The 25,784-nt window shown below is 68.8% G+C and carries 29 protein-coding genes, 2 tRNA genes and 1 pseudogene; 3 read left to right on the top strand and 29 right to left on the bottom strand.

Annotated elements, in window-relative coordinates; translation table 11 throughout:
* Positions 1-124: 124 nt before the first annotated feature.
* The 19 genes from A3CE_RS0126820 to rplJ all read right to left on the bottom strand — a co-directional run bounded on the left by A3CE_RS0126820 (position 125) and on the right by rplJ (position 17,360).
* On the bottom strand, positions 125-976 hold the full coding sequence (locus tag A3CE_RS0126820) for an ADP-ribosylglycohydrolase family protein (protein WP_020643193.1): 852 nt from the start codon (positions 974-976) through the stop codon (positions 125-127).
* A 3-nt stretch (positions 977-979) separates the two neighbouring features.
* Complete coding sequence (locus A3CE_RS0126815) at positions 980-1,369, bottom strand: PPOX class F420-dependent oxidoreductase (protein ID WP_020643192.1); 390 nt, start codon at positions 1,367-1,369, stop codon at positions 980-982.
* A 53-nt stretch (positions 1,370-1,422) separates the two neighbouring features.
* Positions 1,423-2,133: an ESX secretion-associated protein EspG gene (locus tag A3CE_RS0126810; RefSeq protein ID WP_020643191.1), complete on the bottom strand. Its 711-nt coding sequence runs from the start codon at positions 2,131-2,133 to the stop codon at positions 1,423-1,425.
* Positions 2,133-3,359, bottom strand: a complete 1,227-nt coding sequence (locus tag A3CE_RS0126805) for a hypothetical protein (protein ID WP_020643190.1) — start codon at positions 3,357-3,359, stop codon at positions 2,133-2,135. The genes A3CE_RS0126810 and A3CE_RS0126805 overlap by 1 nt, the downstream gene beginning before the upstream one ends.
* Positions 3,359-3,964, bottom strand: a complete 606-nt coding sequence (locus A3CE_RS55390) for a DUF3558 domain-containing protein (protein ID WP_084641802.1) — start codon at positions 3,962-3,964, stop codon at positions 3,359-3,361. Before A3CE_RS55390 ends, A3CE_RS0126805 begins: the two co-directional genes overlap by 1 nt.
* The gene (locus A3CE_RS51700) at positions 3,961-4,413 is read right to left on the bottom strand and encodes a hypothetical protein (RefSeq protein WP_020643189.1); all 453 of its coding nucleotides are present in this window, start codon (positions 4,411-4,413) and stop codon (positions 3,961-3,963) included. Before A3CE_RS51700 ends, A3CE_RS55390 begins: the two co-directional genes overlap by 4 nt.
* Before the next feature lie 210 nt (positions 4,414-4,623).
* Entirely contained in the window at positions 4,624-5,493 is an 870-nt protein-coding gene (locus A3CE_RS0126795; protein ID WP_026468890.1) for a hypothetical protein, read from the bottom strand.
* A 73-nt stretch (positions 5,494-5,566) separates the two neighbouring features.
* Complete coding sequence (locus A3CE_RS0126790; protein WP_020643187.1) at positions 5,567-6,145, bottom strand: hypothetical protein; 579 nt, start codon at positions 6,143-6,145, stop codon at positions 5,567-5,569.
* A gap of 36 nt (positions 6,146-6,181) precedes the next feature.
* Positions 6,182-7,447 (bottom strand): MCE family protein, encoded by a 1,266-nt coding sequence (locus tag A3CE_RS0126785; RefSeq protein WP_020643186.1) that lies wholly within the window; start codon positions 7,445-7,447, stop codon positions 6,182-6,184.
* The gene (locus A3CE_RS0126780; protein ID WP_026468889.1) at positions 7,447-8,631 is read right to left on the bottom strand and encodes an MCE family protein; all 1,185 of its coding nucleotides are present in this window, start codon (positions 8,629-8,631) and stop codon (positions 7,447-7,449) included. Before A3CE_RS0126780 ends, A3CE_RS0126785 begins: the two co-directional genes overlap by 1 nt.
* The gene (locus A3CE_RS0126775) at positions 8,628-9,812 is read right to left on the bottom strand and encodes an MCE family protein (protein WP_020643184.1); all 1,185 of its coding nucleotides are present in this window, start codon (positions 9,810-9,812) and stop codon (positions 8,628-8,630) included. Before A3CE_RS0126775 ends, A3CE_RS0126780 begins: the two co-directional genes overlap by 4 nt.
* On the bottom strand, positions 9,809-10,795 hold the full coding sequence (locus A3CE_RS0126770; RefSeq protein WP_020643183.1) for an MCE family protein: 987 nt from the start codon (positions 10,793-10,795) through the stop codon (positions 9,809-9,811). The genes A3CE_RS0126775 and A3CE_RS0126770 overlap by 4 nt, the downstream gene beginning before the upstream one ends.
* On the bottom strand, positions 10,792-11,820 hold the full coding sequence (locus A3CE_RS0126765) for an MCE family protein (RefSeq protein ID WP_020643182.1): 1,029 nt from the start codon (positions 11,818-11,820) through the stop codon (positions 10,792-10,794). The genes A3CE_RS0126770 and A3CE_RS0126765 overlap by 4 nt, the downstream gene beginning before the upstream one ends.
* Positions 11,817-13,157 (bottom strand): MCE family protein, encoded by a 1,341-nt coding sequence (locus tag A3CE_RS0126760; RefSeq protein WP_020643181.1) that lies wholly within the window; start codon positions 13,155-13,157, stop codon positions 11,817-11,819. The genes A3CE_RS0126765 and A3CE_RS0126760 overlap by 4 nt, the downstream gene beginning before the upstream one ends.
* A complete protein-coding gene (locus A3CE_RS0126755; RefSeq protein ID WP_020643180.1) occupies positions 13,154-13,990 on the bottom strand; it encodes an MlaE family ABC transporter permease in 837 nt (278 codons plus the stop codon). Before A3CE_RS0126755 ends, A3CE_RS0126760 begins: the two co-directional genes overlap by 4 nt.
* Before the next feature lie 4 nt (positions 13,991-13,994).
* Positions 13,995-14,747: an MlaE family ABC transporter permease gene (locus tag A3CE_RS0126750; protein ID WP_020643179.1), complete on the bottom strand. Its 753-nt coding sequence runs from the start codon at positions 14,745-14,747 to the stop codon at positions 13,995-13,997.
* Between the two features lie 38 nt (positions 14,748-14,785).
* Complete coding sequence (locus A3CE_RS0126745) at positions 14,786-15,967, bottom strand: ABC transporter ATP-binding protein (RefSeq protein ID WP_020643178.1); 1,182 nt, start codon at positions 15,965-15,967, stop codon at positions 14,786-14,788.
* A gap of 402 nt (positions 15,968-16,369) precedes the next feature.
* On the bottom strand, positions 16,370-16,753 hold the full coding sequence (gene rplL / locus A3CE_RS0126740; protein ID WP_020643177.1) for a 50S ribosomal protein L7/L12: 384 nt from the start codon (positions 16,751-16,753) through the stop codon (positions 16,370-16,372).
* A 52-nt stretch (positions 16,754-16,805) separates the two neighbouring features.
* On the bottom strand, positions 16,806-17,360 hold the full coding sequence (gene rplJ, locus A3CE_RS0126735) for a 50S ribosomal protein L10 (protein ID WP_020643176.1): 555 nt from the start codon (positions 17,358-17,360) through the stop codon (positions 16,806-16,808).
* 312 nt (positions 17,361-17,672) lie between these two features.
* On the opposite strand from rplJ, the gene A3CE_RS0126730 reads away from it, so the two are divergent.
* Positions 17,673-18,680: a hypothetical protein gene (locus A3CE_RS0126730; RefSeq protein ID WP_020643175.1), complete on the top strand. Its 1,008-nt coding sequence runs from the start codon at positions 17,673-17,675 to the stop codon at positions 18,678-18,680.
* A gap of 1 nt (position 18,681) precedes the next feature.
* Here the strand turns inward: A3CE_RS0126730 and A3CE_RS0126725 are convergent, their stop codons facing one another.
* The 6 genes from A3CE_RS0126725 to A3CE_RS0126700 all read right to left on the bottom strand — a co-directional run bounded on the left by A3CE_RS0126725 (position 18,682) and on the right by A3CE_RS0126700 (position 22,273).
* Positions 18,682-19,455 (bottom strand): alpha/beta fold hydrolase, encoded by a 774-nt coding sequence (locus A3CE_RS0126725; protein ID WP_026468887.1) that lies wholly within the window; start codon positions 19,453-19,455, stop codon positions 18,682-18,684.
* Between the two features lie 70 nt (positions 19,456-19,525).
* Positions 19,526-20,245, bottom strand: coding sequence for a 50S ribosomal protein L1 (gene rplA, locus A3CE_RS0126720; protein ID WP_020643173.1), 720 nt, complete (start codon positions 20,243-20,245; stop codon positions 19,526-19,528).
* A gap of 74 nt (positions 20,246-20,319) precedes the next feature.
* A complete protein-coding gene (gene rplK, locus A3CE_RS0126715) occupies positions 20,320-20,757 on the bottom strand; it encodes a 50S ribosomal protein L11 (RefSeq protein WP_003079266.1) in 438 nt (145 codons plus the stop codon).
* Between the two features lie 74 nt (positions 20,758-20,831).
* Positions 20,832-21,656 carry a transcription termination/antitermination protein NusG gene (gene nusG / locus A3CE_RS0126710; protein WP_020643172.1) on the bottom strand — a complete coding sequence of 275 codons (825 nt, stop codon included), beginning with the start codon at positions 21,654-21,656 and terminating at the stop codon, positions 20,832-20,834.
* A gap of 77 nt (positions 21,657-21,733) precedes the next feature.
* Positions 21,734-22,174 (bottom strand): preprotein translocase subunit SecE, encoded by a 441-nt coding sequence (secE, locus tag A3CE_RS0126705; RefSeq protein WP_020643171.1) that lies wholly within the window; start codon positions 22,172-22,174, stop codon positions 21,734-21,736.
* A 26-nt stretch (positions 22,175-22,200) separates the two neighbouring features.
* Positions 22,201-22,273: transfer RNA gene (locus A3CE_RS0126700), tRNA-Trp, on the bottom strand.
* A gap of 206 nt (positions 22,274-22,479) precedes the next feature.
* Here A3CE_RS0126700 and A3CE_RS0126695 point away from each other — a divergent pair.
* Together A3CE_RS0126695 and A3CE_RS51695 are read left to right on the top strand one after the other, a co-directional pair.
* Positions 22,480-23,412 carry a TIGR03619 family F420-dependent LLM class oxidoreductase gene (locus A3CE_RS0126695; RefSeq protein WP_020643170.1) on the top strand — a complete coding sequence of 311 codons (933 nt, stop codon included), beginning with the start codon at positions 22,480-22,482 and terminating at the stop codon, positions 23,410-23,412.
* Positions 23,413-23,495: 83 nt separating this feature from the next.
* A pseudogene (locus A3CE_RS51695) lies at positions 23,496-24,397 on the top strand (SGNH/GDSL hydrolase family protein).
* 100 nt (positions 24,398-24,497) lie between these two features.
* Here A3CE_RS51695 and A3CE_RS0126685 read toward each other — a convergent pair.
* The 4 genes from A3CE_RS0126685 to A3CE_RS0126670 all read right to left on the bottom strand — a co-directional run bounded on the left by A3CE_RS0126685 (position 24,498) and on the right by A3CE_RS0126670 (position 25,773).
* Positions 24,498-24,956 (bottom strand): MaoC family dehydratase, encoded by a 459-nt coding sequence (locus tag A3CE_RS0126685; protein WP_020643169.1) that lies wholly within the window; start codon positions 24,954-24,956, stop codon positions 24,498-24,500.
* Positions 24,953-25,402, bottom strand: a complete 450-nt coding sequence (locus A3CE_RS0126680; RefSeq protein ID WP_026468886.1) for a MaoC family dehydratase N-terminal domain-containing protein — start codon at positions 25,400-25,402, stop codon at positions 24,953-24,955. Before A3CE_RS0126680 ends, A3CE_RS0126685 begins: the two co-directional genes overlap by 4 nt.
* Positions 25,403-25,484: 82 nt before the next feature.
* Positions 25,485-25,649, bottom strand: coding sequence for a 50S ribosomal protein L33 (gene rpmG, locus A3CE_RS0126675; RefSeq protein WP_005152047.1), 165 nt, complete (start codon positions 25,647-25,649; stop codon positions 25,485-25,487).
* Between the two features lie 51 nt (positions 25,650-25,700).
* Positions 25,701-25,773, bottom strand: a tRNA-Met gene (locus A3CE_RS0126670).
* Positions 25,774-25,784 lie beyond the last annotated feature (11 nt).

Raw genomic sequence — 25,784 nt, 5'->3', positions numbered from 1 at the left:
GGGATCCGCTGGGTCTTCGCCTTCACCTCGCCCGCCGAGCCGGCCGCGTGGACGCCGGCCCGCGGTGGCGATCGAGTTCATAGAGGGGCGGATCGATGCTGCCGGTGCTCCGACGATCGTCCGGTCAGCGGAGCCAGGACGGTAAGGGCTCGCAGGCCGCGAGCCAATCCGCAGGCACCGGTGTCCCGCCCGCGGCGAGCACCCCGCCGACGATCGCGCCCACGGTGTCGACGTCCTCGGCGAGCTGGGCGACCGTCCAGAGGGCGTCGACGTAGCTTCCGGGGTGCCGCGCCGCGATCCACAGGGCCAGCGGCACCGTGTCGTGCGCGGCGATCTCGCGGCCCGTGCCCAGCGTGTCCGCGGCTTCACGCGCGTCGGCGATCTTCAACGCCATCGTGAGGCCGTCGCGGACCCGGACGAGCGGGACGAGCGGGACGAGCTGGTTCAGCAGGTCCGGGCCGGCGAGCCCCGGGGACGCGGCGCGCAGCGCGGCCGCCGCCGCGACGGCCACCGCGCCCGCCACGCCCTCGAAGTGCGCGTGCGTGATGACCGCGGACAGCTCGGCCTGCCGCAGAGCCTGCGGCAGATTGCCGTGGAACCACGCGCCGAGCGGCGCCACGCGCATGGCGGCGCCGTTGCCCCAGGAGCCGCGGCCGTTGGTGACATTGACCGTCTGCCACGGCTGCCCGGCACGGATCTGGTTGAGCCGCCATTCGGCGCCCGAGCCGTAACCGCGCTCCGGGTCGAAGTGGGCGGCGAACGACCGGGCCAGCGCATCCTGGTCGACGACGCCGTGGCGCTTCAGGACGGCGAAGACCGAGCACGCCATCTCGGTGTCGTCGGTCCAGCCCCACGGCGCGGGCGGCAGCCGCCGCGCCTGCACATCGGGGTGGTCGCCGGGCAGGAGGATCTGCGCGCCGAACGCGTCCCCGACGGCCAAGCCGACCAGGGTCGTGTAGGCCGCCTCGAGTCCCACCGGCTACTGGTTGCTGACCGACGTCGGCTTCACGACGTAGACGACGCGGTGCTGGACGTCTCCGGGCGGGCCGTCCAGCTTCAGGCCGTAGCGGTCGGCCAGCTCGGCGAAGAACGCGCCGTCCGAGTCCTCGTCGATGCGTTCGACGGTGCCGCGGACCTCGAGGTACCGGTACGGCTGCTCGGGGTCGTTGATCGACAGCGCGACCTCGGGGTGGGCGGTCACGTTCTTGTACTTCTGCCGGACCGTGGTGTTCGTGAAGCGGACGTACTCGCCGTCCCAGGCGAACCACATCGGGTTGACCTGCGGTTTCCCGTCCGGCCGGACGGTGGCGAGGTGGGCGTACAGCGGCCGCTCCAGCAGGTCGCGGTGGCTTTCCGGGATGACGCTCATCGATGCACCCTCACAGTTCGCGGTTTTCTTCGCCGACTTTATCGGCGTCGGCCTCAGGTCAGCCCGTGCCTCAGCTCGTCGAGCTTGGCGACCAGCGCGCCGTCCGAGCCGCCGACGGTGATCACGAACCGGCCGTCCGCGGAGAGGTGGCTGAGCCGGCGCCCCTGGTCGGTGTCGACGAAGGTGACCGGTTCGCTGCGGCGATGGCCCCGGTGGTCCCGGACGGCGGCGAAGATCTGCCCACCGGCGTACCGGGGCTGCGTGAAGATCGCCGCCACGCGGGCGGCGTCCCCATGGGGTTCGCCGGCGGTCAGCTCCGTGACCGGCACCGAGTAGGAGACGGACCGCGCGGGCGGGTGATCGGGCAGCTCGCGGACGACCACCCTGGCCAGCGCCTCGAGGCGGGCGGGCCGAAGCAGGATCCGGCTTTCGTGGGGCAGGTAGCATGCGAACGCCCCGGACCGCCGCCCGGCGGCGGCGTGCAGCCGGTAGGTCAGCTCCTCGCTCTGCACGTAGGCCGACACCTCGGCCGGAGCGCGGCAGAGCAGCCGCAGGCTGTCCTCGAGGTCCTCACCGGGCTCGTCCCGATCGAGGAAACCCTCCACGGCCAGTTCTTCCCGCGCGGCTTCGACCCGGGCGGCTTCGGCGTCCGGACTCCGCCACACCGGCTCCGGAGCGAGCACGGACGGCAGCGTCAGCCCCAGCCGTTCGGCCGCCCAGTGCACGCTCCCCGCGTTCAGGACGGTTTCCTGCCGAACGACCATCACGCACCGATGGTCGGCGGCACCGGCTTCATGCCGTCCGGGAATCCGCCGAACAGCTCGTCGGGATCGAGTTCCTGGAGGATGTCGAGCCGCTTGTGCTCCTTGTCCTCTTCTTTCTCGCCGCCACGCCCCAGGGGGCCGCCCATGGCACCGGCACCGGGTTTCCCGGCCGCGCCGGCGGCGCCTGGCCGCGCCACGCCGGGTTCGCCGAACCGTCCGACGCCGCTCCGGCCGCCGGGTTCGCTGCCGCGTCCGCTACCGGCCCCACCGCGCCCGGGGTCGCTGCCGCTGCGGCCGCCACCGGGCTCGCCGCCGGGGGTCCCGAACCGGCCCGTCCCGCCCGGGCCGTCGATCACCGGCACGTTCGGACCGAGTCGGGCGTTGATGTCACCGGATCCGCCGTCCCGGCCGAAACCGGGGTTGAGCGGGCGGGGCCGGGTCGTGCCATCGCCGGGGTCGGTGTGCGCGACCGGGGTGAGGCCGGTGGTCCGGGTCGTGTCGTCCTGGCCGATGCCGGGTCGCTGCTGACCGGGCACGTTGGTGTTCGTGCTCGGGGTGTTCGTGCTCGGGGTGTCCGTCCTTTGACGTTGCTGCTGCCCGGGCACGTCGGTGTCGCGGTGCTCGACCTGCGTGGTGCGGCCGGTGGTATCCGTCCGGCGGTCATCGCGTCCGGCGGGAGGGGTGACGGCGGCCGGTTTCTCGGCGTGTTCGATGTCGGCACCGCCGGCGGGAAGCGTCAGTTCCCCGTAGTCCTGAGGCAGACCGGCGGCGTTATCGCCGCTCTGGCCGGAGTAGGTGCCGTAGTGCTGGACGACTTCCTGAGCCTTGGCATTCCACCCGGCGACCTGCTCGTCCTTGTCGGTGAGCATCGGGAAGGTGCGGCTGAGGAAGTCCTCCTGCGGCTGGGGCCCTGGGCCGTCGCCGACCTTGTTCCGCAGGTCGGCGTAGTCGGCCCCCTGGGTCATGAGGGAGTTTTGCGCAGCGGCGAGGTGAACGGCACTGACTTCGGAGGCGGCGAGGAGTGGTCCAGCGCCGGCCTGCGCCTGGGCGGCGGCATCACCGGACCAGGCCTCGCTCATGGCGGACTGGAGACGGGTCATCATGTCCCGCGCTTCGACATGCTTGGCGGCCATTTGCTGGGCCAGCTCACTGGAGGCGAAAAGGCTGTCGGGTCCATCGCCGGACTTGAGGAAGTCGACGATCTGCTGGGCGGTGTACTCGGCCATCAGGACCCTGCCTTCATCGTGGACACCGCCATTTCAGTAGCCTTCCGCAAGACCGGGCAAGGGTTTCCGTATTCTTTCGAGTCCGTATCAATTGATACTTGGACACTGTAGGCGAGATCATCTCGCAAGCCGACAATAAGTTGACACTTTCCTTTGGGCTGAGCATCCAAAGAATCCAACAACACACCTGGATACCCCGAAACATCGGCTACCGGCTCAAAGAAGGGCCACTGACCTTGAGCGTGCTGTTGGTAGACCTTGGCGAGGCTGCTGCCGATCGTCAACAGGGTGGCATGGATCGTGATCCCGATCTCGTCGAAGGCATTCCACTCGCAACTCGGACCGAGCTTACTGGCCAAGTCAGGCTTCGGCTGTGTCGTGATGCCAAGCTGCGACAGCTGACCAGCAGTGAGCACAGCACACGGCTGCTCCTGATAACGAGCCGTGTCGAGAGGTTCCGCAACCTTCGGTACATCCGAATTCTGGGAAGCAGACCCCGAATCGGACACGCCCGTAGAGGGAGACGGGTGGCCGGTGACATCACGCGAGCAGCCGGCAACCAGCGCGACCACCGACAGCGCCACCGCAACCTTGAAGCACTTCACAGTTCAGTCCCCATGACATTGAACGAGTGGCCCGCCAAATCGTCAGCGTGCTGGTATTTTTCGATCATCTTCTCTAGCGACTTCACGTAGCCGACTGCATAATTCCATTGCTGCTCGATGCTGCGCTGATACAGATCGCCATGCGTTTTCGCGGCAGTGTTGTTCTCCGTGCTCGCCTGATCCCCTGCCGGTGGCATTACCGCCCGAAGCTCGTTGCCGCGTGCACGGAGGTCATCGAGGGTGTCGCGGAGGTCCTTCCACTGGGGCAGGAGCGTCTGCATCTGCTCCACGTCCAGCTTGAACCCACCCGAGCCACCGCCGCCGGCGGCTTGGTTCAGGCGTTCCTGGAGTACTCGCATCTCCGTTGCGTGGACGCCCTTGAACGACGGGTCGTCGGCCGGGACCCGGTAGCCGGCTCCGCCCGTCACACTTCGCGCGAAATCAGGCATCGGAACTTCCTCCCCGAAGCTCTCGTGAGCGCCCGAACACACTCGGTCAGCAAATCAAGCTATCAGACGACGGGGAGTGAGGCGGTCGTTCCACCCGGTTCAGCGCATCACCCGAACGGACGTCAGGATCCGCGCTCGGACCTCGCCGGCACGTGCCCACCAGGAACACCACCGGGGCCGCCGTCCAAGGCCGAAGACGCTGAGGCTGAGCTACTTCGACGGCGCCGGGGCCGACGACGACGGCGCCTGGGCCGCCGGGACCTTCGGCGCGTTGTAGGTGTCCATGTCGGTGATCTTCCACTTGTCGCCCTGGAGCTGGGCGTTCAGGTGGAGCTGGGCGGTGCCCGCCGTCGTCTTCTTCGTGTCCGTGCGGGTCGATGTCTGGTCGACGAAGACCATCACCTTCGCCAGGTCGCCGTTGAGCATGATCACCGCGGCGCGCGTCACCTTGCACGTCACGATCATCTTCTGCGCCGGCGCGAGCCGCTTCACCTCGCCCATCAGCGAGTTGTACTTGTTCCGGACGTCGTCGTTGGCGAGCAGGTCGTTCGCCGCGTCCTCGGTCTTCTTGATGTTGTTGAAGTCGTAGGAGAACAGCGCCTCGGCCGCCTTCGACACGGCGTCCTTGACCTGCGCGGTCTTCGCGACGTCGAGCAGCGCGGTGTTGCTGGTCGCCGAGGAGATCGCGTCCTCCTTGGAGTGGAACCAGTACGCCAGCCCGCCCAGGATCAGCGCGACGAGCACCAGCGCGCCGGCCACCAGGTACGGCTTCTGCACACGCGTACCCGCGGGCTGCGACGGCTCGTCGGCAACCGGGACCTCGGAGACGTCGGTCGGCTTCGCGGTTCCCTCATCCCGCTTCTTCCGTCGCGGCGCCGGCCGCTCCGGGGCCTCTTCGGACGGCTCGCCGGTGAGCGCGCCGACCTGCGGCTCCTCTTCGGTGCCGACGGCCGCGAACACCGCCGTGTCCTCAGAGGAGGCTGGCGTCGGACGCGGGCGCGGCTTTCGCTCAGTGGGCGGCACCGCGGGCAGCAAGCCCTCGGCGGACTCGTCCGCCGAGGGCTTGCGCAGGCCGGCCACGCGGGGACGGCGCGATGGCGAAGAGCTGGGCTGGCGGCGGGAGGGGGGCACTACAGGCTCCTTCTGGGTGACGCTATTGGCCGGCCGCGACGAGCGGGACGCTGTCGATGCCGGACAGCTTCCACTCGCCGCCCACGCGGGTCATCGACACCTCGAGACGCAGCGGCTTCGCGCTGCTCTTGTCGCCCTGGGTGACGGTCGTGGCGATGGCGGCGAGGAAGCTGGCCTTGCCTTCGTGGTCGTCCAGCTCCTCGACGGCGATGTCCTGGACGTCCGTGGTGACCTTCGTCTTGGCGTCGGAGAGCGCCTTGCGGAACGTCGGCGCCGACTGGTCGATCTGCTGGCCCATCTTGTCGTCCGACACGGCCTTCTGCCGGGCGAAGAAGCCGTCGAGGTCGGTGTAGTCGACCTCGGTGTAGGCCTTGAGCGCGTTGGTGCCCGCCTTGACCACGGCTTCGCGCGAAGCCGCCAGGCCGGCGTTGTCGTCGGACGCGGCCGCCCACCACATGATCCCGAAGATCGCCGCCGCGATCAGCGCGGCCAGCGCCAGCGCCGCGGCCCCGAGCACAAGGATCCGCGACGGCGTCTCCGAGACCTCGGCCGGCTCCTCGGCCTCCCGCACCGCCGTGGCGGCCGGCTCGTCCGAACTCATAGCACTCCAGGGTAGGTAACGGTCATCAAATCCACGTCAGGACAGGCCGAGCAGCGAGCCCAGGCTGTTCAGGCTGACGCCGGGGCTGCCGACGATGCCCGGCACACCCCGGGTGTTCCGCTCCTCGGCCAGCTCCTCCGCCGGCCGGTTCGCGTTGGCCGAGACATCGGCGTCGGACGGCGCGACCGGCACCCCGCCGTAGGGCGCGTTCTGCGCACCGCGGACGTTGATCGGGCTGCCCTTCGGTTCGGCACAGTACGCCTTGTCGTCCGCGGGCCGCGGCGTGAGGTTGTTGCCGGTGCGGTACTGCGAGTACGGCATGTAGCCCTTCGTGCAGGACGGCGGGTTGAACAGGTTGAGCACCAGCCCGAGGTGCGCGGTGCCGTCACCGGGCGCGACGCTGCTCGCCGCGCCGGCCAGCGCCGGGTAGGTGACCAGGCCCTGCTCGATGCCGTCGAGCCGGGTCACGGTCAGGTTGGCCGTGGTGAGCAGGTTCGCCGTCAGCGCGCCCAGCCCCGGCCCCGACTCCTGCAGGACCTGGCTGATCTGCGTCGCCACCTGCGGCGTGATGCCGATGAGCTTGCGCAGGTCGCCGTCGGAGTTCTTCAGCGTGCCGGTGAGCTCGTTGAGGCTCTTGCTGAACGATGCGAAGTTCTTCGCCTCGGCGTTCTGCGTGTCGAGGACCTGGCCGCCGGCGTCGAGCAGCTGGATCGTCTGCGGCAGGTACTGCTGCGCGGTCGTGGTGAAGCTGCGCGCGGTGTCGAGCAGCTTCTGCAGGTCGCCGCCGGTGCCGCGGAACGCGTCGTAGGACTCGTCGACGACCGTGCGCAGCGAGTCGACCGGGACCGACGCCGCGAGCGAGTCGAGGTCGCCGATCAGCCGGTCGGTGCTGACCGGCGTGGTCGTCTTCGCAGCCGGGATGACCGAGCCTGCCTGCAGGTACGGGCCCCTGTCGGCCTTGGGCTTGAGGTCGACGTACTGCTCGCCGACCGCCGACCGGTTGGCGACGACGGCGTCGAGGTCCGCGGGCACCTGCGGCGCCGACGGGTCGATGTCGAGGTCCGCTTCGAGCCCGCTCTGGGTCAGCCGCATCTCGCCGACGCGGCCGATGTTGTAACCGCGGTAAGTCACCTCGGCGTTGGTGAAGATCCCGCCCGACTCGTTGAGCTGCAGCTTCACCGTGTAGCCGTCGTTGCCGAACACGCTGCCGAGCCCGGCGAACCGGATCAGCGCGTACACGATCGCCACGACCGAGATCACCGCGAAGGCGACCAGCTGGAGTTTCGTCCTGCGCAGCAACATCAGCTGCCACCTCCCAGGAGCCCGAAGAGGTTGCCGAGGCCCGGCTTCGACGACCCGGACTGCTGCCCGGCACCGGGGATCGGCAACGGCGGGGGCTGGTTTGCCGGCGTGCCTTCGACCCCGCCGGTCAGGCCCGCCAGCGGCAGCTGCCCGTTCAGCACGTTCTGCCTGCTGTTGCCCAGGTTCTCGACGATCGTCTTCAGGTTCAGGTCCACCTTCGCGAACAGGTTGAAGTAGTCGCCCTTGACGTCGTTGACGGCCTGGTCGCTGAACGGGAACGTCAGCAGGATCTGCAGGGCCTTCGGCAGGTCGTTGCCCGCCTCGCCGAGCTTCTGCAACGTCGGGGTCAGCGCCTTCAGGTCGGCGACGAGGTCCTTCTGCGACTTGTTCACCGTGTCGGTGGCGACGCCGGAGAGGTTGTCGAGCGCCTGCAGCATCGTGACGAGCTGGCCGCGCTGCTGCTCCAGCACACCGAGCCCGGGACCGAGGTTGTCGACCGCGCCGACCAGCTTGTCCTTCTGGTCGTTCAGGGTCGAGGACAGCCGGTTCAGCCCGTCGATGGCCCGGGTGATGTTCCGCGACTGCTTGTCGAGGTTCGTGACGAGCTGGTTCGCGTTGTCCAGCAAGGCTTTGATGTCCGGCTCGCGGCCCGACGTGGCCTTGTTGAGTTCCTTGGTGATGGTGTTGAGCTGGTCGACGCCACCACCGTTGAGCAGCAGCGACAGCGCGCCGAGCAGCTCTTCGACCTCGACGCTGCGGTTCGTGCGGGCCAGCGGGATGGTCGCGTTGTCGGCGAGCTTGCCCTGGGCCTGGTCGTCGCCGGGCGAGGCCAGCTCGACGTACTTCTCGCCCAGCAGGCTCGACTGCTTGACGTTGGCGATCGCGTTGGCCGGCAGCTTGACGCCGCCGTTGACCTTCAGCGTCACCAGCGCGTGCCAGCCGTCCTTGGTGAGCCCGACGTTCTCGACCCGGCCGATCGGCACCTCGTTGACCTTCACCCCGGCCTGCGGGGTCAGGTCGAGCACGTCCCGGAACTCGACGTTCACCGTGTACGGGTGGTCGCCGAGGTCGGCACCACCGGGTAGCGGCAGGTCGTAGATGCCCTTGAACGCGCAGCCCGACAGTGTCAACGCGGACACCGAAGACACCACTGTCAGCGCGCAAACCTTCAGGAGCTTCCTCACTGGCCACCTCCCGAGCCGTAGAGCTGCCCGGCGATGGGCAGTGGCAGCGGCGGCAGCTTGCCCGACTGCAGCGCCTGGACGGTCTGCGCCACGGACGGCAGCGGGATCAGCCCGTCGACCACGCCGGCGATGCCCTGGCAGATGTTGCCGAGCGCGTCGAGCGCGTCCGGGGTCTGCTTGAGCAGCCGGCAGATCATCACCAGCGGCGGCTGGGTCAGCTCGTTGAGGTTCGGCCGGGCGTCGAGTGTGCCTGCCGAGCCGTTGTAGGTGTTGACCAGGTTGCCCAGGCCGACCGGGGCGACGTCGAGGATCTCGGCGAGCGAGCTGCGCTGGTCGACGAGCACCTTGGTGACACCGGCCAGCTTGTCCACATTGGACTTGAGTCGGTCGTGGTTCTGGTCGATGAACGCCTGCACCGCCGTGAGCGTCGTGCCCAGCTGCCGCACGGTCGCGGCCAGATTGTCCTTTTCGGACGCCAGGTAGCCGCTGACGTCGGCGAGCCGGCTTTCGAAGGTGCGGACCTGGTGGTCGGAGTCGGCCAGCGTCTGGGAGAACTTGCCGAGGTTCTGGACGGTGGTGAACAGGTCGTCCTTGTTGCCTGCGAGGGTCCCCGCCGCCTGGCCGAGCTTGGTGATCGTGTCGTGCAGGGCCTGGCCGTTGCCGTCGACGTTGGCCGCCGCGGTGTTCAGCAGGTTCGACAGCGACCCGGTCTTGTTGACGCCGTTGGGGCCGAGGGTCTCGCTGACCCGGGCCAGGCTGGCGGCCAGCTGGTCGACCTCGAGGGGCACCTCGGTGCGGTCGAGGCCGATGACCGCGCCGTCGGAGATCCGCGGGCCGCCGGCGTAGGCCGGCGCGAGCTGGATGTACCGGTCCGACACCAGCGACGGCGCCACGATGAGCGCCTTCGCGTCCGCCGGGACGGCGACCGAGCGGTCGTACTCGAAGTCGACCTTCACCTGGTTGCCCATGGGCTGGATCTTGGTGACCGTGCCCATGTCGACGCCGAGCATCCGCACGCTGTTGCCCTCGTACAGGCCGACAGCGCCGGCGAAGTACGCGGTCAGGTGGTTGCGGCCGGCGTCCTTGAGGGTCCACCAGATCCCGCCGGCGACGACGAGCGCCAGGACGATCGCGATGGTGAAGCCCCTGGTCAAGGCTTGTCCGAAGCGGGTGTCACTCATTTCGTGTAGCACCCCTCTTCGTTGATCGGGCCGAACGACGGCAGCAGCAGGCCGCAGATGTAGTTGTCGAACCAGCGGCCGTTGCCGATGGTGTTGGTGAAGACGCGGATGAACGGCGCGAACTTCTTGATGCCCTCGGCCAGGGAGTCCTGGTTGCGCTGCAGCATCGACGTCAGCTGGTCGAGCTGGGTCAGCACCGGGTCGAGCTGCTTCGAGTTGTCGTCGATCAGGCCCTGCAGCTGCGTCGCCAGCTCACGAGAACCGTTCAGCAGCGCGGTGATGGCATCCTCGCGCTTGGCCAGCTCGGCGAGCAGGTCGTTGCCGTCGTTCAGCAGCTTCTGCACCTCGGCATCACGGTCGACCAAGGTCTGCGACACCTCGCGGGTGTTGGCCAGCAGGTTCGACAGCTGCGTGTCGCGCGAGGCGATCGTGTCCGACAGCTTCGACAGCCCCGACAGCGCGCCCTTCACGTCTTCCGGCGTGTTCGCGAAGGTCCCCGAGATGGTGTCGAAGCTCTTCGCCAGCTGCTGGGTGTCGATGTTGTCGACCGTCTGCGAGAGCCCGCGGAACGCGTCGAGCACGTCGTAGGGGGCCATCGTGCGGTCCCGCGGGATCCCGGTGCCCGGGTTCAGCGCGCCGTCGCCCTGCGGGTCCAGCGACAGGTACTTCTGCCCGAGCAGCGTCTTGATCTTGATCGCGGCGCTGGTCCGGTCGCCCAGCCAGGCGTCCTTGACCTTGAACGACACCTTGACCGACGCGCCGTCGAGCGCGATGTCGCTGACCTTGCCGACCTTGACGCCGGCGATCCGGACGTCGTTGTCCTTCTGCAGCCCGGAGGCCTCGCTGAACTCGGCGGTGTAGGTGGTGCCGCCGCCGATCACCGGCAGGTCGTCGGAATTGAGCGCGGCGATGAAACCGAGCGCCAGTACGACGATCCCGACCAGCGCGATCGGCACCGGGTTGCGTTGCTGGAACGACTTCATCCCTTGCACCTCGCCCGGTTCGCCGGCAGCAGGGGCAGGGCGACGTCGTTGATCAGTGGCGGCAAGCTCACGCTCCCGGAGAACTCACAGGCGTAGAAGTTGAACCAGGAGCCGTAGTCCGCGGTGCGGGTCAATGTGCTCACCTTGGTCGGCAGGAACTGGATGAAGTGCTCCAGCTCCGGCTCGTTCTTGTTCAGCTGCTGGGTCAGGCCGCCGAGCGCGCTGATGTCGTTCTTCAGCGGCTCGCGGACCTCGCCGAGCAGCCCGGACGTCGTCACGGCCAGGTTGCCGAGGCTCTCGATGGCGTCCCCGATCGGTTTGCGGTCGGCGGCCAGCCCGGACGTCAGCTGCTGCAGCTTGACGATCAGGTCGTTGAGCTGCGGGGTGTGCGCGTTGACCGTGTCCAGCACCGAGTTGAGGTTGTCGATGACCTCGCCGATGACCTGGTCCTTGTTCGCGATCGTGGTGGCCAGCGACGCGGTGTGCGACAGCAGGCTCTCGACGGTGCCGCCCTCACCCTGCAGGACCTGGATGACCTCGTAGGACAGCTTGTTGACGTCGTCCGGGTTGAGCGCGGTGAACAGCGGCTTGAAGCCGTTGAACAGCTCGGTCAGGTCCAGCGCCGGCGTGGTCCGCTCCAGCGGGATGGTCCCACCCGGCTGCAACGTCTTGCCGGAGGTGTCGTCGCCTTCGCCGAGCGAGACGTACCGCTGGCCGACCAGGTTGCGGAACTTGATCTGCGCGGTCACCCCGGCCGGGAGCGTCCGGCCGGCGTCGACCTCGAACTCGACCTCGGCCTGGCGCTTGTCGACGATCTTGACGTCCTTGACCTGCCCGACCCGGACGCCGGCGATGCGGACGTCGTCGTTGGGCAGCAGCAGCGTCGCGTCGGTGAAGCGCGCGTTGTAGGCGTTGGTGCTGGTGGTGTTGATGTTGGCGATGCTGATCCCGAGGATCGTCGTGAGCACCACGGTGACGACCACGAAGACGCCGAGCTTGATCAGCGGCGCGAGCAGGCCCCTCACTTGACCGTCACCTCCGCACCCCGGTACAGCGGGCCGACGAGCAGCGCGCTCCAGCCCGGGACCTCGGCGGCGTTCATGCCCAGCTGCGGGCCGAGCAGGTCGGCGAGGAAGCCCTGCTCCGCCGTCGAGTAGGCAAGTTGATCAGCGCTGTTGCCGCCTCCGCTGCCATTACCGCCGGCCGCGTCCGCCTTGAACTTCGCCGGGTTCAGGCCCTCGCCGACGCTCTTCGGCGCGGCCTGGTGCTTCGTGCCGTCCTTGAACGCGCCGTCCGGCGGCTCCGACGGGAACGGCTTCGGGATGTCCTTGATGTCGTAGCAGCGCGGGCCGCGCTTGTCGTCGAACCGCGGCTCTTCCTTGCCCGCCTCGTACGGCGCGCGCGGCACGATGATCTCGATCGTCGCGTGCAGGCCGGGCTGGTCGGTGCCCTTGCCCAGCGCCTGGTCGATCAGCGGCACGTTCTGGGCCATCTGGGAGATCACGCAGGGGTACTCCGGCGCGTACTTCGCCAGCAGCTCGGCGGTGGGCCGGGCGGTGCTGACGAGGGAGATGATGTTGTCCTTGTTGTTCTGCAGGAACGTCTGCAGGTCCACCGAGGCCTGGGTCAGGCTGCCGTAGAGGTTCGCCAGGTTCTGCCGCTCGTCGACCACGGTCCGGGTCGTCGTGCTCAGGTTGTCCAGGCTCTGCACCAGGTCCGGCGCCGCGTCCTTGAGGTGGTCGGAGAACTCCGCGAGGGCCTTGAGGTTGTGCTGCAGCTCCGGCTCGTGCGGGTTCAGCTCGCCGATGTAGGTGCCCAGCTGCGACAGCGTGTCGCCGAGCTGGTCGCCGCGGCCCGAAAGCGCCGTCGAGATCGCGGTGAGCGTCGCGGACAGCTTCTGCGGCTGCACCGCCTGCAGCACCGGCATCAGGTGGGAGAACGCCTGCTCCAGCTCGACCGCGCTCGACGTGCGGTCCTGCGGGATGACGTCCCCGGTGGCCAGGGTCTTCGCCGACGCGTCCTTCGGGATCTCCAGCGAGACGAACCGCTCGCCGAAGAGCGTCTTCGGCAGGAAGCGCGCCGAGACGTTCTCCGGGATCAGCTTCGCGGACTCCGGCTTCAGCGCGAGCGTCAGCTCCGCGCCGTGGTCGGTGGCGGTGATGTCGGAGACCGAGCCGACGATCAGCCCACGCACCTTGACGTCGGACTGCTTGATCAGCTGGTTGCCGATCTTGTCGGCCTCCAGCTTGACCGTGACGACCGGCGTGAACGCCTTGTCGTAGAGCGCGATGGACAGCGCCACCCCGCCGACCATCACGGCGATGAGCAGCAGGCCGAGCAGCCTGCGTCGGAGCGTCCTCATCCCGCGATCCTTACCGTGACGTCGGTTCCCCAGATGGCGAACCCGATGAAGAAGTTCATGATCGACACCGTGACGATGGACAGCCGGACGGCCTTGCCGACCGCGACGCCGACCCCGGCCGGGCCGCCGGTCGCCCGGTACCCGAAGTAGCAGTGCGACAGGATGATCAGGACGCTGAAGATCAGCACCTTGATGAACGAATAGAGCACGTCCTGCGGTGGCAGGAACAGGTCGAAGTAGTGGTCGTAGGTCCCGGCCGACTGGTGGTAGATGTAGATGACGACCAGTCTCGACGCGAGGTACGAGCTGAGCAGGCCGATGATGTAGAGCGGGATGACCGCGACGAACCCGGCGATGATTCGCGTCGTGACCAGGTACGGCAGGCTCGGCACGCCCATGACTTCCAGCGCGTCGATCTCCTCGGAGATCCGCATCGCGCCCAGCTGGGCGGTGAACCCGGCGCCGACCGTGGCGCTCAAGGCGAGGCCGGCGACCAGCGGGGCGATCTCGCGGGTGTTGAAGAACGCGGTCAGGAAGCCGGTGAAGGCCGACGTCCCGATCGAGTTCAGCGCCGAGTAGCCCTGGAGGCCGACGAGGACACCGGTGAACAGCGTCAGGCCGACCATCACGCCGACCGTGCCTCCGATGACGGCCAGCGAGCCGGAGCCGAAGCTCACCTCGGCCAGCAGCCGGAGGACCTCTTTGGTGTAGCGGCGCAGCGTGCGCGGCGTCCACAACAGCGCGCGGCCGTAGAACGACATCTGGTCACCGAGGGTGTCCAGCGTCTTCAGGGGTCGGTTGGCGACGCGCTTGGCGCCCTGGAGGAACGTCATGGCGCTAGTCCAGCTTTCCGGGCACGATCTGCAGGTAGATCAGGGTGATCACGAAGTTCACGACGAACAGCATGAGGAACGTGATGACCACCGACTGGTTCACCGCGTCCCCGACGCCCTTCGGGCCGCCGGAGGGGTTGAGCCCCCGGTAGGAGGCGACGACGGCGGCGATGAACCCGAAGACCAGCGCCTTGAACTCACCGACCCACAGGTCGGGAAGCTGCGCGAGGGCCGAGAAGCTCGCCAGGTACGCGCCCGGCGTCCCGCCCTGCAGCACGACGTTGAAGAAGTAGCCGCCCAGCACGCCGATGACGCTGACCATGCCGTTGAGCAGGAGCGCGACCAGCATCATGGCCAGGGTGCGCGGCACGATCAGCCGCTGGACCGCGGAGACGCCGAGCACCTCCATCGCGGCGATCTCTTCACGGATGGTCCGGGCGCCGATGTCGGCGCAGACGGCGGAGCCGCCCGCGCCCGCCACCAGCAGCGCGGTGACCAGCGGACTGGCCTGCTGCACGGTGGCGAGCACGGAGCCCGCGCCGGTGTAGGACTGCGCGCCCAGCTGGCGGGCGAGCGACCCGAACTGCAGCGAGATGACGGCGCCGAACGGGATGGCCACCAGGGCCGTCGGCAGGATCGTCACGCTCGCGATGAACCACGACTGCTGGATGAACTCCCGCAGCTGAAAAGGCCTCTGGAACAGGCCGCGGACGATGTCCAGGCCGAGAGCGAACAGGTTCCCGGTCTCGCGGAGCATGCCGATCCCGGGAATCTTCGCCTGTGTTGCGGGAGAACTCACCGGCCACCTGGCCCGTTGTCACGTGGTGGTGGCATCCGGTGCGTGCCGGGTCTCGGCGGCTGGCCGCCGCCCGGGATGCGGGCCACCTGGTCGGCGGGGAGCTGCCCGTGGTGCTGGTTCGGGACGCCGTCACCCTGCGGGCGGGCGCCGACCTGCTGCGGCTGCCCGCGGTGCGGCCGCACGCCGTAGTGGCGCTGCTCCTCCGGGCTCAGCGACTCGATGATGCTCTCCTGTGCGGCAGGCGGCAGCCGGTGCATGATCTCCATGACGCGGTCCTTCCGGCGCACGGCACCCATCCGGGTGGGCACGCCCGGCGTCGTCTGCATCTGCGGCGGCACCCCGCTGATGTCCTCGACCCCGCCCGCGTGGTGCCCGGCGTCGAACATCGCCTGCTCGGCGGCCATCTGGGCGGAGTCCTTCTCCTCGGACATGCCGATCGGGCCCTGCATCTTGCCGTTGAGGAACTGCTTGACGACCGGCTCTTCGCTGGTCAGCAGCACCTCGCGCGGGCCGAACATGACCAGTTCCTTGCGGAAGAGCATGCCCAGGTTGTCCGGCACCGTGCGGGCCAGGTTGATGTTGTGGGTGACGATCAGGAACGTCGCGTCGATCTGCGCGTTGACGTCGAGGAACAGCTGCGAGATGTAGGTCGTGCGGACCGGGTCGAGGCCCGAGTCCGGCTCGTCGACCAGGATGATCTCCGGGTCCAGCACGAGAGCGCGGGCCAGGCCGGCGCGCTTGCGCATCCCACCGGAGATCTCGCCCGGCAGCTTCTTGTCGGCGCCGTTCAGACCGGTCATGTCGAGCTTTTCGAGGACGATCCGGCGGATTTCCGTCTCGGACTTCTTCGTGTGCTCGCGCAGCGGGAAGGCGACGTTGTCGTAGAGGTTCATCGAGCCGAAGAGCGCGCCGTCCTGGAAGAGGACGCCGAAGAGCTTCCGGATCTCGTAGAGCTTGTGCTCGGAGCAGGTGACGATGTCGACACCGTTGATCACGCAGCGGCCGCGGTCGGGCTTGAGCAGCCCGATCATCGACTTCAGGAAGACCGACTTGCCGGTCCCTGACGGGCCGAGCATGGCCGACACTTCGCCCGGGGGGAGCGTCAACGTGACGTCCCGCCAGATGGTCTGCTTACCGAAGGACTTCGTCAGACCTTCGATGACCACCTCGGCACCCATCGCACCTCCAGGAGCTGTTCCGCGTCATTGCGCCCGCTGCCACACCCTGCCACCCACGCCGGCGGCGGATGTGGGCCGGTGGCGCCCACGAACCCGCGTCAACCAGGTGCAACGAGCTGAGTGCGAACAGGTTACTCACCAGTTTTCTTTTCTGGCCAGCCCCGGGCCCATCGTCACCCCGCCGTGATCGCCAACGGGCAGCACGGTAGTCCAATCGGGGCAACGGCGCAGAGTTCCGGAGCCCCGAACCGACGATTTAGGGACCCCGGGGACATCCGGACACCCCTCCTAGGGGTTGCGGCAGGCCCGCAGCTCAGGAAGTCGTAGACACGGAAGGGGCGGGCATCCGAGTGGATGCCCGCCCCTTCACGAGGTGGTGCGTAGGCGCTTGCGCGCCCGGAATCACTTGATGGAGATCTTGGCGCCCGCGGCCTCGAGCTTCTCCTTGGCGGCCTCGGCGGCCTCCTTGTCGACCTTCTCCAGGAGAGCCTTGGGAGCGGCCTCGACCAGCTCCTTGGCCTCCTTCAGGCCCAGACCCGAGACGACCTCGCGGACGACCTTGATGACCTGGATCTTCTTCTCGCCGGCGCCCTCGAGGACGACGTCGAACTCGTCCTGCTCCTCGACCGGGGCGGCAGCGGCGGCGGCCGGGCCGGCGGCAACGGCGACCGGAGCGGCGGCGGTGACGTCGAAGGTCTCCTCGAACTCCTTCACGAACTCGGACAGCTCGAGGAGGGTGAGCTCCTTGAAGGCGTCGATCAGCTCGGCGGTGCTCAGCTTCGCCATGATGGCTTCCTCTCAGAAAAACGAACTAAAGAAGTTCGGGGGTGGGGGTGGTTCAGCTCTCGGCGGGTGCTTCGGCTGCTTCGGTACCGGTGGCGTTGCGCTGCTTCTCCTCCAGCGCGGCAGCCAGGCGGGCGACCTGGGACGCCGGCGCCTGGAACAGCGCGGCGGCCTGGGAAAGCTTCGCCTTGAACGCGCCCGCTGCCTTGGAGAGCAGGACCTCACGGCTGTCGAGATCGGCGATCCGGTTGATCTCGTCCACGGACAGCGCTTTGCCATCCATGTAGCCGCCCTTGATCACAAGCGCGTTGTTGTCCTTCGCGAAGTCGCGAAGCGCCTTGGCGGCGTCGACAGCTTCACCCTCGACGAAGGCGATGGCGGTCGCGCCGACGAACAGGTCCTCGAGCCCCTGGACGCCGGCGTCCTCGGCGGCACGTTTGACGAGGGTGTTCTTCGCGACCCGGTACTTGGCACTGGTGCCGAGAGCGCGGCGCAGCTGGGACAGCTGGGACACGGAGAGGCCGGTGTACTGGGTAACGACGGTGGCCGAGCTGCTGCGGAAGCTCTCCGCGATCTCGGCGACGGCCGCCACCTTGTCGGGCTTCGCCATGGTCGCCTCCTCTCTTGGCTAGTGTTTCCACTGGCGTGCGAAGGAGACCCCCGAAACGACGAAACGCCCTCGCGCAAGCAGGCGCGGGGCGTTGTTGGGCACCTGGGGGTGCCCGGCCTCGTTCCTCCTGCGCGGGCCGCCCCGGCGTGATGCGGGACCTTCGTTCCCCTTGCAGGGAAAACCAGCGGTCTTCGGTAGAACTGTCGTCAAGTGTACGGGACGGGTTTCGGGGGCCGTTCCCACCCCCCGCCCTGACCTGCGTTTAGGGCGGCTGGGGGTTCCCCGCGGCGGCCCGGAGGGCATCATGGTGACGTGGCGGAGCAGCGCGATGACGGAAAGCCGGGCTCGGACATCGAACGGGCGGGCTCAGGCGCGCCCGCGGCCGGGAACGGACAGCCCGGCAACGCCCCGACGCCTGGCCAGGGCTCTCCGGTACTTCCGCAGCCGAGCGCCGCTCCCGTCCCCGTCCGGGGCACTCCGGCGCTCCCCCAGCCGTCCGGAGCGCCCGCTCAGCCGCCGGTTGATCCGGCCGAGCTGGAGCAGTTCCGCCAGTTCCAGCAGTTCCAGGACTACCTGCGCTTCACCCAGGCCCAGCAGGGCAACCAGCCGGCCTCCGCACCCGACGCGGGCGTCGTCCAGGCACCGGCGCCCCAGCAGGGTGGCCAGCCGCCGATGATCCCGCCGGGCTACCAGCTGGTGCCGGCCGAACGTCGTCGCGCACCGAAGTGGGTGACGTGGCTCGGGAAGAAGGTCATCGCCTGGGTGCTGGCCATCGTGATCCTCGCGATCGCGGGAACGTGGCTGTACAACCACTTCTTCCCCAACGACTCCGGCAAGACCTCCGCCCAGCTCGCCCAGGAAGGCGGCGGGAAGTACCACACGAACCACGTGTTCTCGACGAACCCGTACGAGGCGGTGCGGATGGTCTACCACAACGTCGCCCAGGGCCGGGTCGACGACGCCTGCGGCCGGTTCCAGAACGAGGGACAGCGCGACATCCAAACCCAGTTCGCGCAGGACATCGCCCAGACGTTCCGCCAGAACGCCGCCCAGACCGACTGCAAGAAGGCCGTCGAGTTCCTCGCCACGCAGGTGACGAACAAGAACGACTACGCCGAGTCCCTGCCGTCGAGTGTGTCGGAGCCCTTGCCCGGAGACACCGTGACGATCGATTCGTGCACGTTCGCCGTCAAGGGCGGCCCGGCACTGGGGGTCTTCACGGTCTCGAAGGTCGAGAAGGGGCAATGGCTCATCACCGGCCACGCGATCGGGCCGGCGAAGTGCAGCGGAGTGCCTGCCACCGCCACCCCGACGAGCTGACTCAGCGGGGGTGCGGCGCCGACAGGAACGCCACCAGCGCCTCCGAGAACGCCGGTGACATGACCGCCGTCATGTGATCTCCCGGGATGCGCACCAGGCGGGCTCCCGCGATCGCCGCCGCCAGCCTCTCCGGCTCCGCCGCCAGCTGGTCCTGGTCGCCCGCCAGTACCAACGTCGGGACCCCGATCGCCGACAGGTCCAGATAACCCTCCCGCGACGCCAGCGCCACCGCCGCCAGCGCCTGACGGTCCCCGCCCACCGCGTCGGCCAGGAGACGGAACGGGACTCCCGATGGCGGGACCAAGGCAGGGTCCTCCGCCAGCAACGCCGAAGCGATGTCGACCGGCTTCAGCACGCGCAGGTCCACGCCGCCGAAGTCGACGATGCCCGAACCCACGCCGCCCGTTGCCAGGCAGCGGATGCGCTTGTCCGCCGCCGCCACCGTCAGGGCGATGATCGCGCCCATCGAGTAGCCGACCATCGACACCTCGTCGAGGGCCAGTTCGTCGAGCAGGGCCGAGACGTCCCGGGCCATGCTGTCCTCGGTGTAGCGGGACTCGTCGTGCGGCTTCTCGGACCGGCCGTGGCCGCGCGCGTCCAGGGAAATCACCGTCAGGCCGGCCGACCGCAGCGCCGCGACGACGCCCGTGGAGATCCAGTTCGCGTTCGTGTCCGCGGCGAAGCCGTGCTGCAGCAGGACCGGGCGGTGGGCGCCGTCGCCCTCCCACACCGTGTAGTTCAACCGGAGCCCGTCGAACGACGCGAAAGTCGGCATGACGTCCATAAGACACGAAGAAAGGGCGCCCCCGCAGCAAGCGGGAACGCCCTTTCTGGTGACGTCCGACTCAGACGCCCGCATCCTCCGAAAGGAGGTTGCGGGTGCGCAGCGGGTCGACCGGGATGCCCGGGCCCATCGTCGTGGTGAAGGTGACCTTCTTCAGGTAACGGCCCTTCGCCGACGACGGCTTGGCGCGGAGGATCTCGTCCAGCGCGGCCGCGTAGTTCTCGACCAGCTTCTCGGTGTCGAAGGAAGCCTTGCCGATCACCAGGTGCAGGTTGGCCTGCTTGTCGACGCGGAAGTTGATCTTTCCGCCCTTAATGTCCTTCACGGCCTTCTCGACCGCGGGGGTCACCGTGCCGGTCTTCGGGTTCGGCATCAGGCCACGCGGGCCGAGGATGCGGGCGATGCGGCCCACCTTGGCCATCTGGTCCGGCGTCGCGATCGCGGCGTCGAAGTCGAGCCAGCCACCCTGGATGCGCTCGATCAGCTCGTCGGTGCCGACCGCGTCCGCGCCGGCGGCTTCGGCCTCGGCGGCCTTGTCGCCGACGGCGAAGACGATGACGCGGGCGGTCTTACCGGTGCCGTGCGGCAGGTTCACGGTGCCGCGGACCATCTGGTCGGCCTTGCGGGGGTCCACACCGAGACGCATCGCGACCTCGACTGTCGCGTCCATCTTGGTCTTGGAGGTTTCCTTCGCCAGCTTCGCGGCGTCGAGAGGCGCGTACAGCCGCGCCTTGTCGATCAGCTCCGCAGCCTGGCGGTAAGCCTTGCTGTGCTTGGTCATGCTTCTGTCCTTAAGTAATCGTGGATCAGTGTGGTGTCAGAGCCAGCACGGGCTCTCCCACGTACTGCGGTGGATCAGGCGTCGACGACCGTGATGCCCATCGAACGAGCAGTGCCGGCGATGATCTTCGCGGCCTGGTCGATGTCGTGCGCGTTGAGGTCGGTCTCCTTGGTCTTGGCGATCTCGCGGACCTGGTCCCAAGTAACCTTGGCGACCTTGGTCTTGTGCGGCTCGCCGGAGCCCTTCTCGACACCAGCAGCCTTGAGCAGCAGGCGCGCGGCCGGCGGCGTCTTCAGCTTGAAGTCGAACGACCGGTCCTCGTACACGGAGATCTCGACCGGGACGACGTCCCCGCGCTGCGACTCGGTCGCGGCGTTGTAGGCCTTGCAGAACTCCATGATGTTGACGCCGTGCTGACCCAGCGCGGGGCCGACCGGCGGCGCGGGGTTGGCCGCACCCGCCTTGATCTGCAGCTTGATGATCGCCGCAAGCTTCTTCTTCTTGGGTGGCATTTCTTTTCCTGTCCTGTACTACGTTCCCCGTGTACCTGCCGTGGACGCGGGGACTGCGGCCGACCGGGCGGCCGTCAGATCTTGGAGACCTGGTTGAACGACAGCTCGACCGGGGTCTCCCGGCCGAAGATGGACACCAGGACCTTCAGCTTCTGCCCGTCGATGTTGACCTCGGAGATCGTCGCCGGGAGCGTCGCGAACGGACCGTCCATGACCGTGACCGACTCGCCGATCTCGAAGTCGACCTCGACCGTCGGTCCGCCGAGCTGCGACGACGCCGAGGTGGAGTCGCCCTTGCCGGCCTTCGCCGGGGCTTCGCTCTCGACCTTCGGCGCGAGGAACTTCAGGACCTCGTCCACGGTCAGCGGCGACGGCCGCGAGGTGGCGCCGACGAACCCGGTGACACCCGGCGTGTTGCGCACTGCGCTCCACGAGGCGTCGTTCAGGTCCATCCGGACCAGGATGTAGCCGGGCAGCACCTTGCGCTGCACCTGCTTGCGCTGGCCGTTCTTGATCTCGGTGACCTCTTCGGTCGGGACCTCGATCTGGAAGATGTAGTCCTCGACGTCCAGGGTCTGGGTCCGGGTCTCGAGGTTGGTCTTCACCTTGTTCTCGTACCCGGCGTACGAGTGCACGACGTACCACTCGCCGGGCGCGGCGACCAGCTCGGCGCGCAGCTTGGCGACCGGGTCCTCGTCGTCCGCGGCGGGCTCGTCGGCTTCGTCAGCGGAAGCGGCGGCGTCGGCGTCGTCGACGGAAGCGTCGTCGTCGACCTCGGAGTCCGACACCTCGACGGGCTCGAGGTGCGCGGATTCCTCGTCACCGAGTGCCACGTGCACCTGCTCGTCGGAAAGCTCGGTCAGGTCGTGACCGGCTGATGTGCCGTTGTCGGAGGTCACGTTCCGTCCTCTCAGTTGATCATTGCCGGGGCCAGGCCGGGACCTGAGCCCCATCGGCGCCGCGCCGCGAGGGCGCGTCAGCCGAAGATCTTGCCGATGCCCCACTTGAATGCCAGGTCGAGCACGCTCACCAGGCCCACCATGAACACCACGAAGGCCAGCACGACCACGGTGTAGGTGAACATCTGCTTGCGGTTCGGCCAGATGACCTTGCGCAGCTCGGCCCAGACCTCGCGGATGAAGCGCACCAGCCGGGCGAACACGGAAGCCTTCTTCGGCTTCTGGTCCCGCTTCGGAGTCGGAGCGCCCTTCGCGTCGGGAGCGGTCTTCTCCCCCGACTTCCCGGCCGGGCGCGTCTTGTCGTCCGCACGTGCCGCGGACTTCCCCGCCGGACGAGCGGTCGCACGGCGTTCACGCCGGGCAGCGGCTGTCACGGGACGGGACGGGCTCTCGGGCTTCTGCCCGGCGCCGTCCTGCTCCTGCTCGCCGCCGCTGGCGTCGCTGTCGCTCACGACCACTCCTCCGCTCCACCAGTTCCGTTACGCAGGGGTGACAGGACTTGAACCTGCAACCTGCGGTTTTGGAGACCGCTGCTCTGCCAATTGAGCTACACCCCTGTGGAGCCCCGATCGCTCGGAGCCCCGGAGGACGCATTCCATCATCCCCACCATCCAGGCGGGGATGACCGTAGTGCGTTCCAAGTCCCGAAGTCTACGGCAAGCCTCGCGAGAGCTCGCAACCGCGCCCCCCGATCGACCGCCGTACCCCGGTCGGCCTGCGGAAAACTCCCCGCCGGCCACCTGATCATGCCAGGATGTCCGCCATGACGACCACCCCCGCCCCGGGACCGGTGCGCGGGCTGCGGCTCGGGCTGGCGCTACCCCAGTACGGGGCCCTCGCCGACCCCGCCGCCGTCGCGCGCTTCGCGGCCGCCGCGGAGGACCTCGGCTTCACCTCACTCTGGGTGGGCGACCGGATCCTCGCGCCGCGGGAGCCGTCGGACCTCTACCCGGGAGGCGGGACGCCGGAGCACCCGTACCCGAAGGAGTTCGAGACCTTCGCCGACCCGTTCACGACGCTGGCGGCCGCGGCCGCGGTGACGCGCACGGCCAGGCTCGGGATGAGCGCACTGACCGGGCCGGTCTATTCCCCCGTGCTGCTCGCCAGGGCGCTGACCTCGCTCGACCTCGCCAGCGCGGGAAGACTGGACGTCGGGCTCGGCCTCGGCTGGCTGCGCGAGGAGTACTTCGCCACCGGCGTGCCGTGGGAAGGCCGGGGCAAGCGGCTCGAAGAGCTGCTCGACGCGCTCGACGCGCTGTGGACCGGCGACCCGGCGGAGCACGAGGGCCCGCAGTGGCGGATCGCGCCGTCGACGGTGGGCCTGCGCCCGGCGCAGGAGCCGCGGCCGCCGGTGCTGCTCGGCGGGTTCTCGCCGCCGGCACTGGCCCGGGTGGGGCGGCGCGCGGACGGCTGGCTGGCGGGCTGGATGCCGAAGCAGTACCTCACCGGGCTCTGGTCGGTCGCGGTGGACGCCGCCGAGAAGGCCGGGCGCGACCCGGGCGCGCTGCGCCGGGTCCTGCGGATCAACCCGCGGCTGGGCACCGGCGTCGAGACGGTCGCCGACGTCCCGCCGTGCCTGGACGTCGCCCGCGAAGAGGGCATCACCGAGGTGCTCGTCGACCTCCACTACGTCGCCAAGGACGTCGATCACGCCCTCGAACTCGCCGGGGAGCTCCTCGCGTCGGCCGAAATGTGACGCAACTCTCGTCCGAGGCCGGCGCCGCGGATCACCCGGATTGACGAGACCACCGGGGCACGCGGTTCGGTAGAAACGAAGAAGTGGCGAAGAAGAGCGGTGGCGGCTGCCTGGTGGTCGTGTTCGTGGTCGGGGTACTGGCCTTCGGCTACTACAAGTGGCAGCACGGCTCGTCGTCGGCGCCGCCGGACGGCGCGAACACCGGCGGCGGCACCGGCAGCTACGTCGCGCTCGGCGACTCGTACACGTCGTCGCCGCGGACCGGGCGGCAGGCAGGCACGCCCGCGGGCTGCGAGCGCTCGGACGACAACTACCCGCACCTCGTCTCGGCGAAGCTGAAGCCGGCCCAGTTCGCCGACGTCAGCTGTAGCGGCGCGACCACCGCGCACCTGACCGCCGCGCAGAAGACCGGGAACGGCACGAACCCGCCGCAGCTGGACGCCGTCACGGCGGAGACGACGCTGGTGACGATCGGCATCGGCGGCAACGACGTCGGCTTCTTCTCGACGCGGCGGGCTGCGCGACGGCGCATCAGGAAGCGTCGCCGTGCAAGGACCGGCTGACCGCCGGCGGGCACGACCAGCTTGCCGAGCGGATCGACGCGACGGCGCCGAAGGTCGGCGCGGTCCTCGACCGCATCCACAAGAAAGCCCCGAAGGCGAAGGTGGTGGTCGTCGGCTACCCGACGGTGCTGCCCGACGGCGACGGCTGCTGGCCCACCCTGCCGTTCGGCGCCGGCGACATCGCGTACTTCCGCGAAGCGCTCGGCAAGCTGAACAAGATGCTGGAGGACCAGGCGGACGCCCACCGGGCCGGCTACGCCGACACGGCGACGCCCGGCAAGGGCCACGACGTCTGCTCGGCCTCCGACCAGCGCTGGGTGGAGGGCGTGTTGCCGGCTTCACCCGCCGCGCCGCTGCACCCGAACGCGCGCGGCGAGCAGGGCATGGCCGACGCCGTGCTGGCGATCCTCAAGCTGCCTTAGCGATGGCTTCGGGCGGAAAGCCGTGAATGGCACATTAAGGGACTTAGAGTCCCTTAATGTGCCATTCACGGCTTTGAGGCGTGTGCGGCCAGGCGACGCCTCAGCGGCGGACCAGGGCCTGTGGCTTGCCGAGGACCGCCTTGCCGTCGAACTTCACCACCAGGTCGATGCGGGCGATGCCGTCGTCCTTGACGTCGGCCACCTTGCCGGTGATCTCGACCAGCGCGCCCTCCGGCGTGTTCGGCACCACCACCGGGCGCGTGAAGCGGGCGCTGAAGTCGACCAGCCGTCCCGGGTCGCCGAGCCAGTCGGTGACGATGCGGCCGGCCACCGCCATCGTCAGCATGCCGTGCGCGATGACGTCCGGCAGGCCGACGTCCTTCGCGAACGCCTCGTTCCAGTGGATGGGGTTGAAGTCCAGCGCCGCCCCGGCGTAGCGGACCAGCTGCTCACGGGTGATCCGGACCTCGAGGGCGGGCAGTTCGTCGCCGACTGTGACATGCGGGGCTTCGCCCCGGCCGGGGGCTCCGCCACCCGGACCCCCGTAAGCGGTGTTCACGCGTTCTCCCCTCGGACCACCAGCTGCGCGCGGGTGGAACAGACCTTCTGGCCTGCCGCGTCGGTGATGTCCGCGCGCAGGCTGATGAAGTCGTTGCCGGCGCGGGTCATGATCGCGTCGATGTGGGTGGTCACCTCGAGCAGGTCGCCGGCGAACACCGGGCGCGTGTAGGTGAAGCCCTGGTCGCCGTGCACCATCCGCGAGTAGTCGAGGCCGAGCTCGGGGTCGGTGACGATCGCGTTGATCGAGGCGAGGTTGATGATCGTGAGGAAGGTCGGCGGGGCGATCACGTCGGGGTGGCCGGCTTCGCGGGCCGCCTCCGGGTCGCGGTAGAGCGGGTTGGCGTCGCCGATCGCGTCGGCGAACTCCCGGATCTTCTCCCGGCTCACTTCGTAGCTGGTCTGCGGCGGATAGCTCCGCCCGGTGAACGACTGGTCCAAGGGCACGGCGACGAGGCTACCAACAGCGAGAAGCCGCCCTGGGCAGGCCAGGGCGGCTTCTTCGAGCTGGTGTGAACGCGCTACGCGGTCAGCGAGTTTCCTTGTGCGTCCGGTGCGTACCGCAGTTCGGGCAGAACTTCTTCATCTCCAGGCGATCCGGGTTGTTGCGCCGGTTCTTCTTGGTGATGTAGTTGCGGTGCTTGCACTCTTCGCACGCCAGCGTGATCTTGGGTCGCACGTCGGTGGCAGCCACAGCGTTTCCTTCTCTCTCAGGTCCCGGGGGCCAGCCCCAGTCGTTACCGCGTAGCGGTGGCCGGACTTGAACCGGCGACACAGCGATTATGAGCCGCTTGCTCTGCCAACTGAGCTACACCGCCCTTACATGACC

The organism is Amycolatopsis balhimycina FH 1894, from assembly GCF_000384295.1.
GTDB lineage: Bacteria > Actinomycetota > Actinomycetes > Mycobacteriales > Pseudonocardiaceae > Amycolatopsis > Amycolatopsis balhimycina.
The sequence above is the reverse complement of the archived record's forward strand: the minus strand, read 5'-3'. Positions and strand labels throughout refer to the sequence as shown.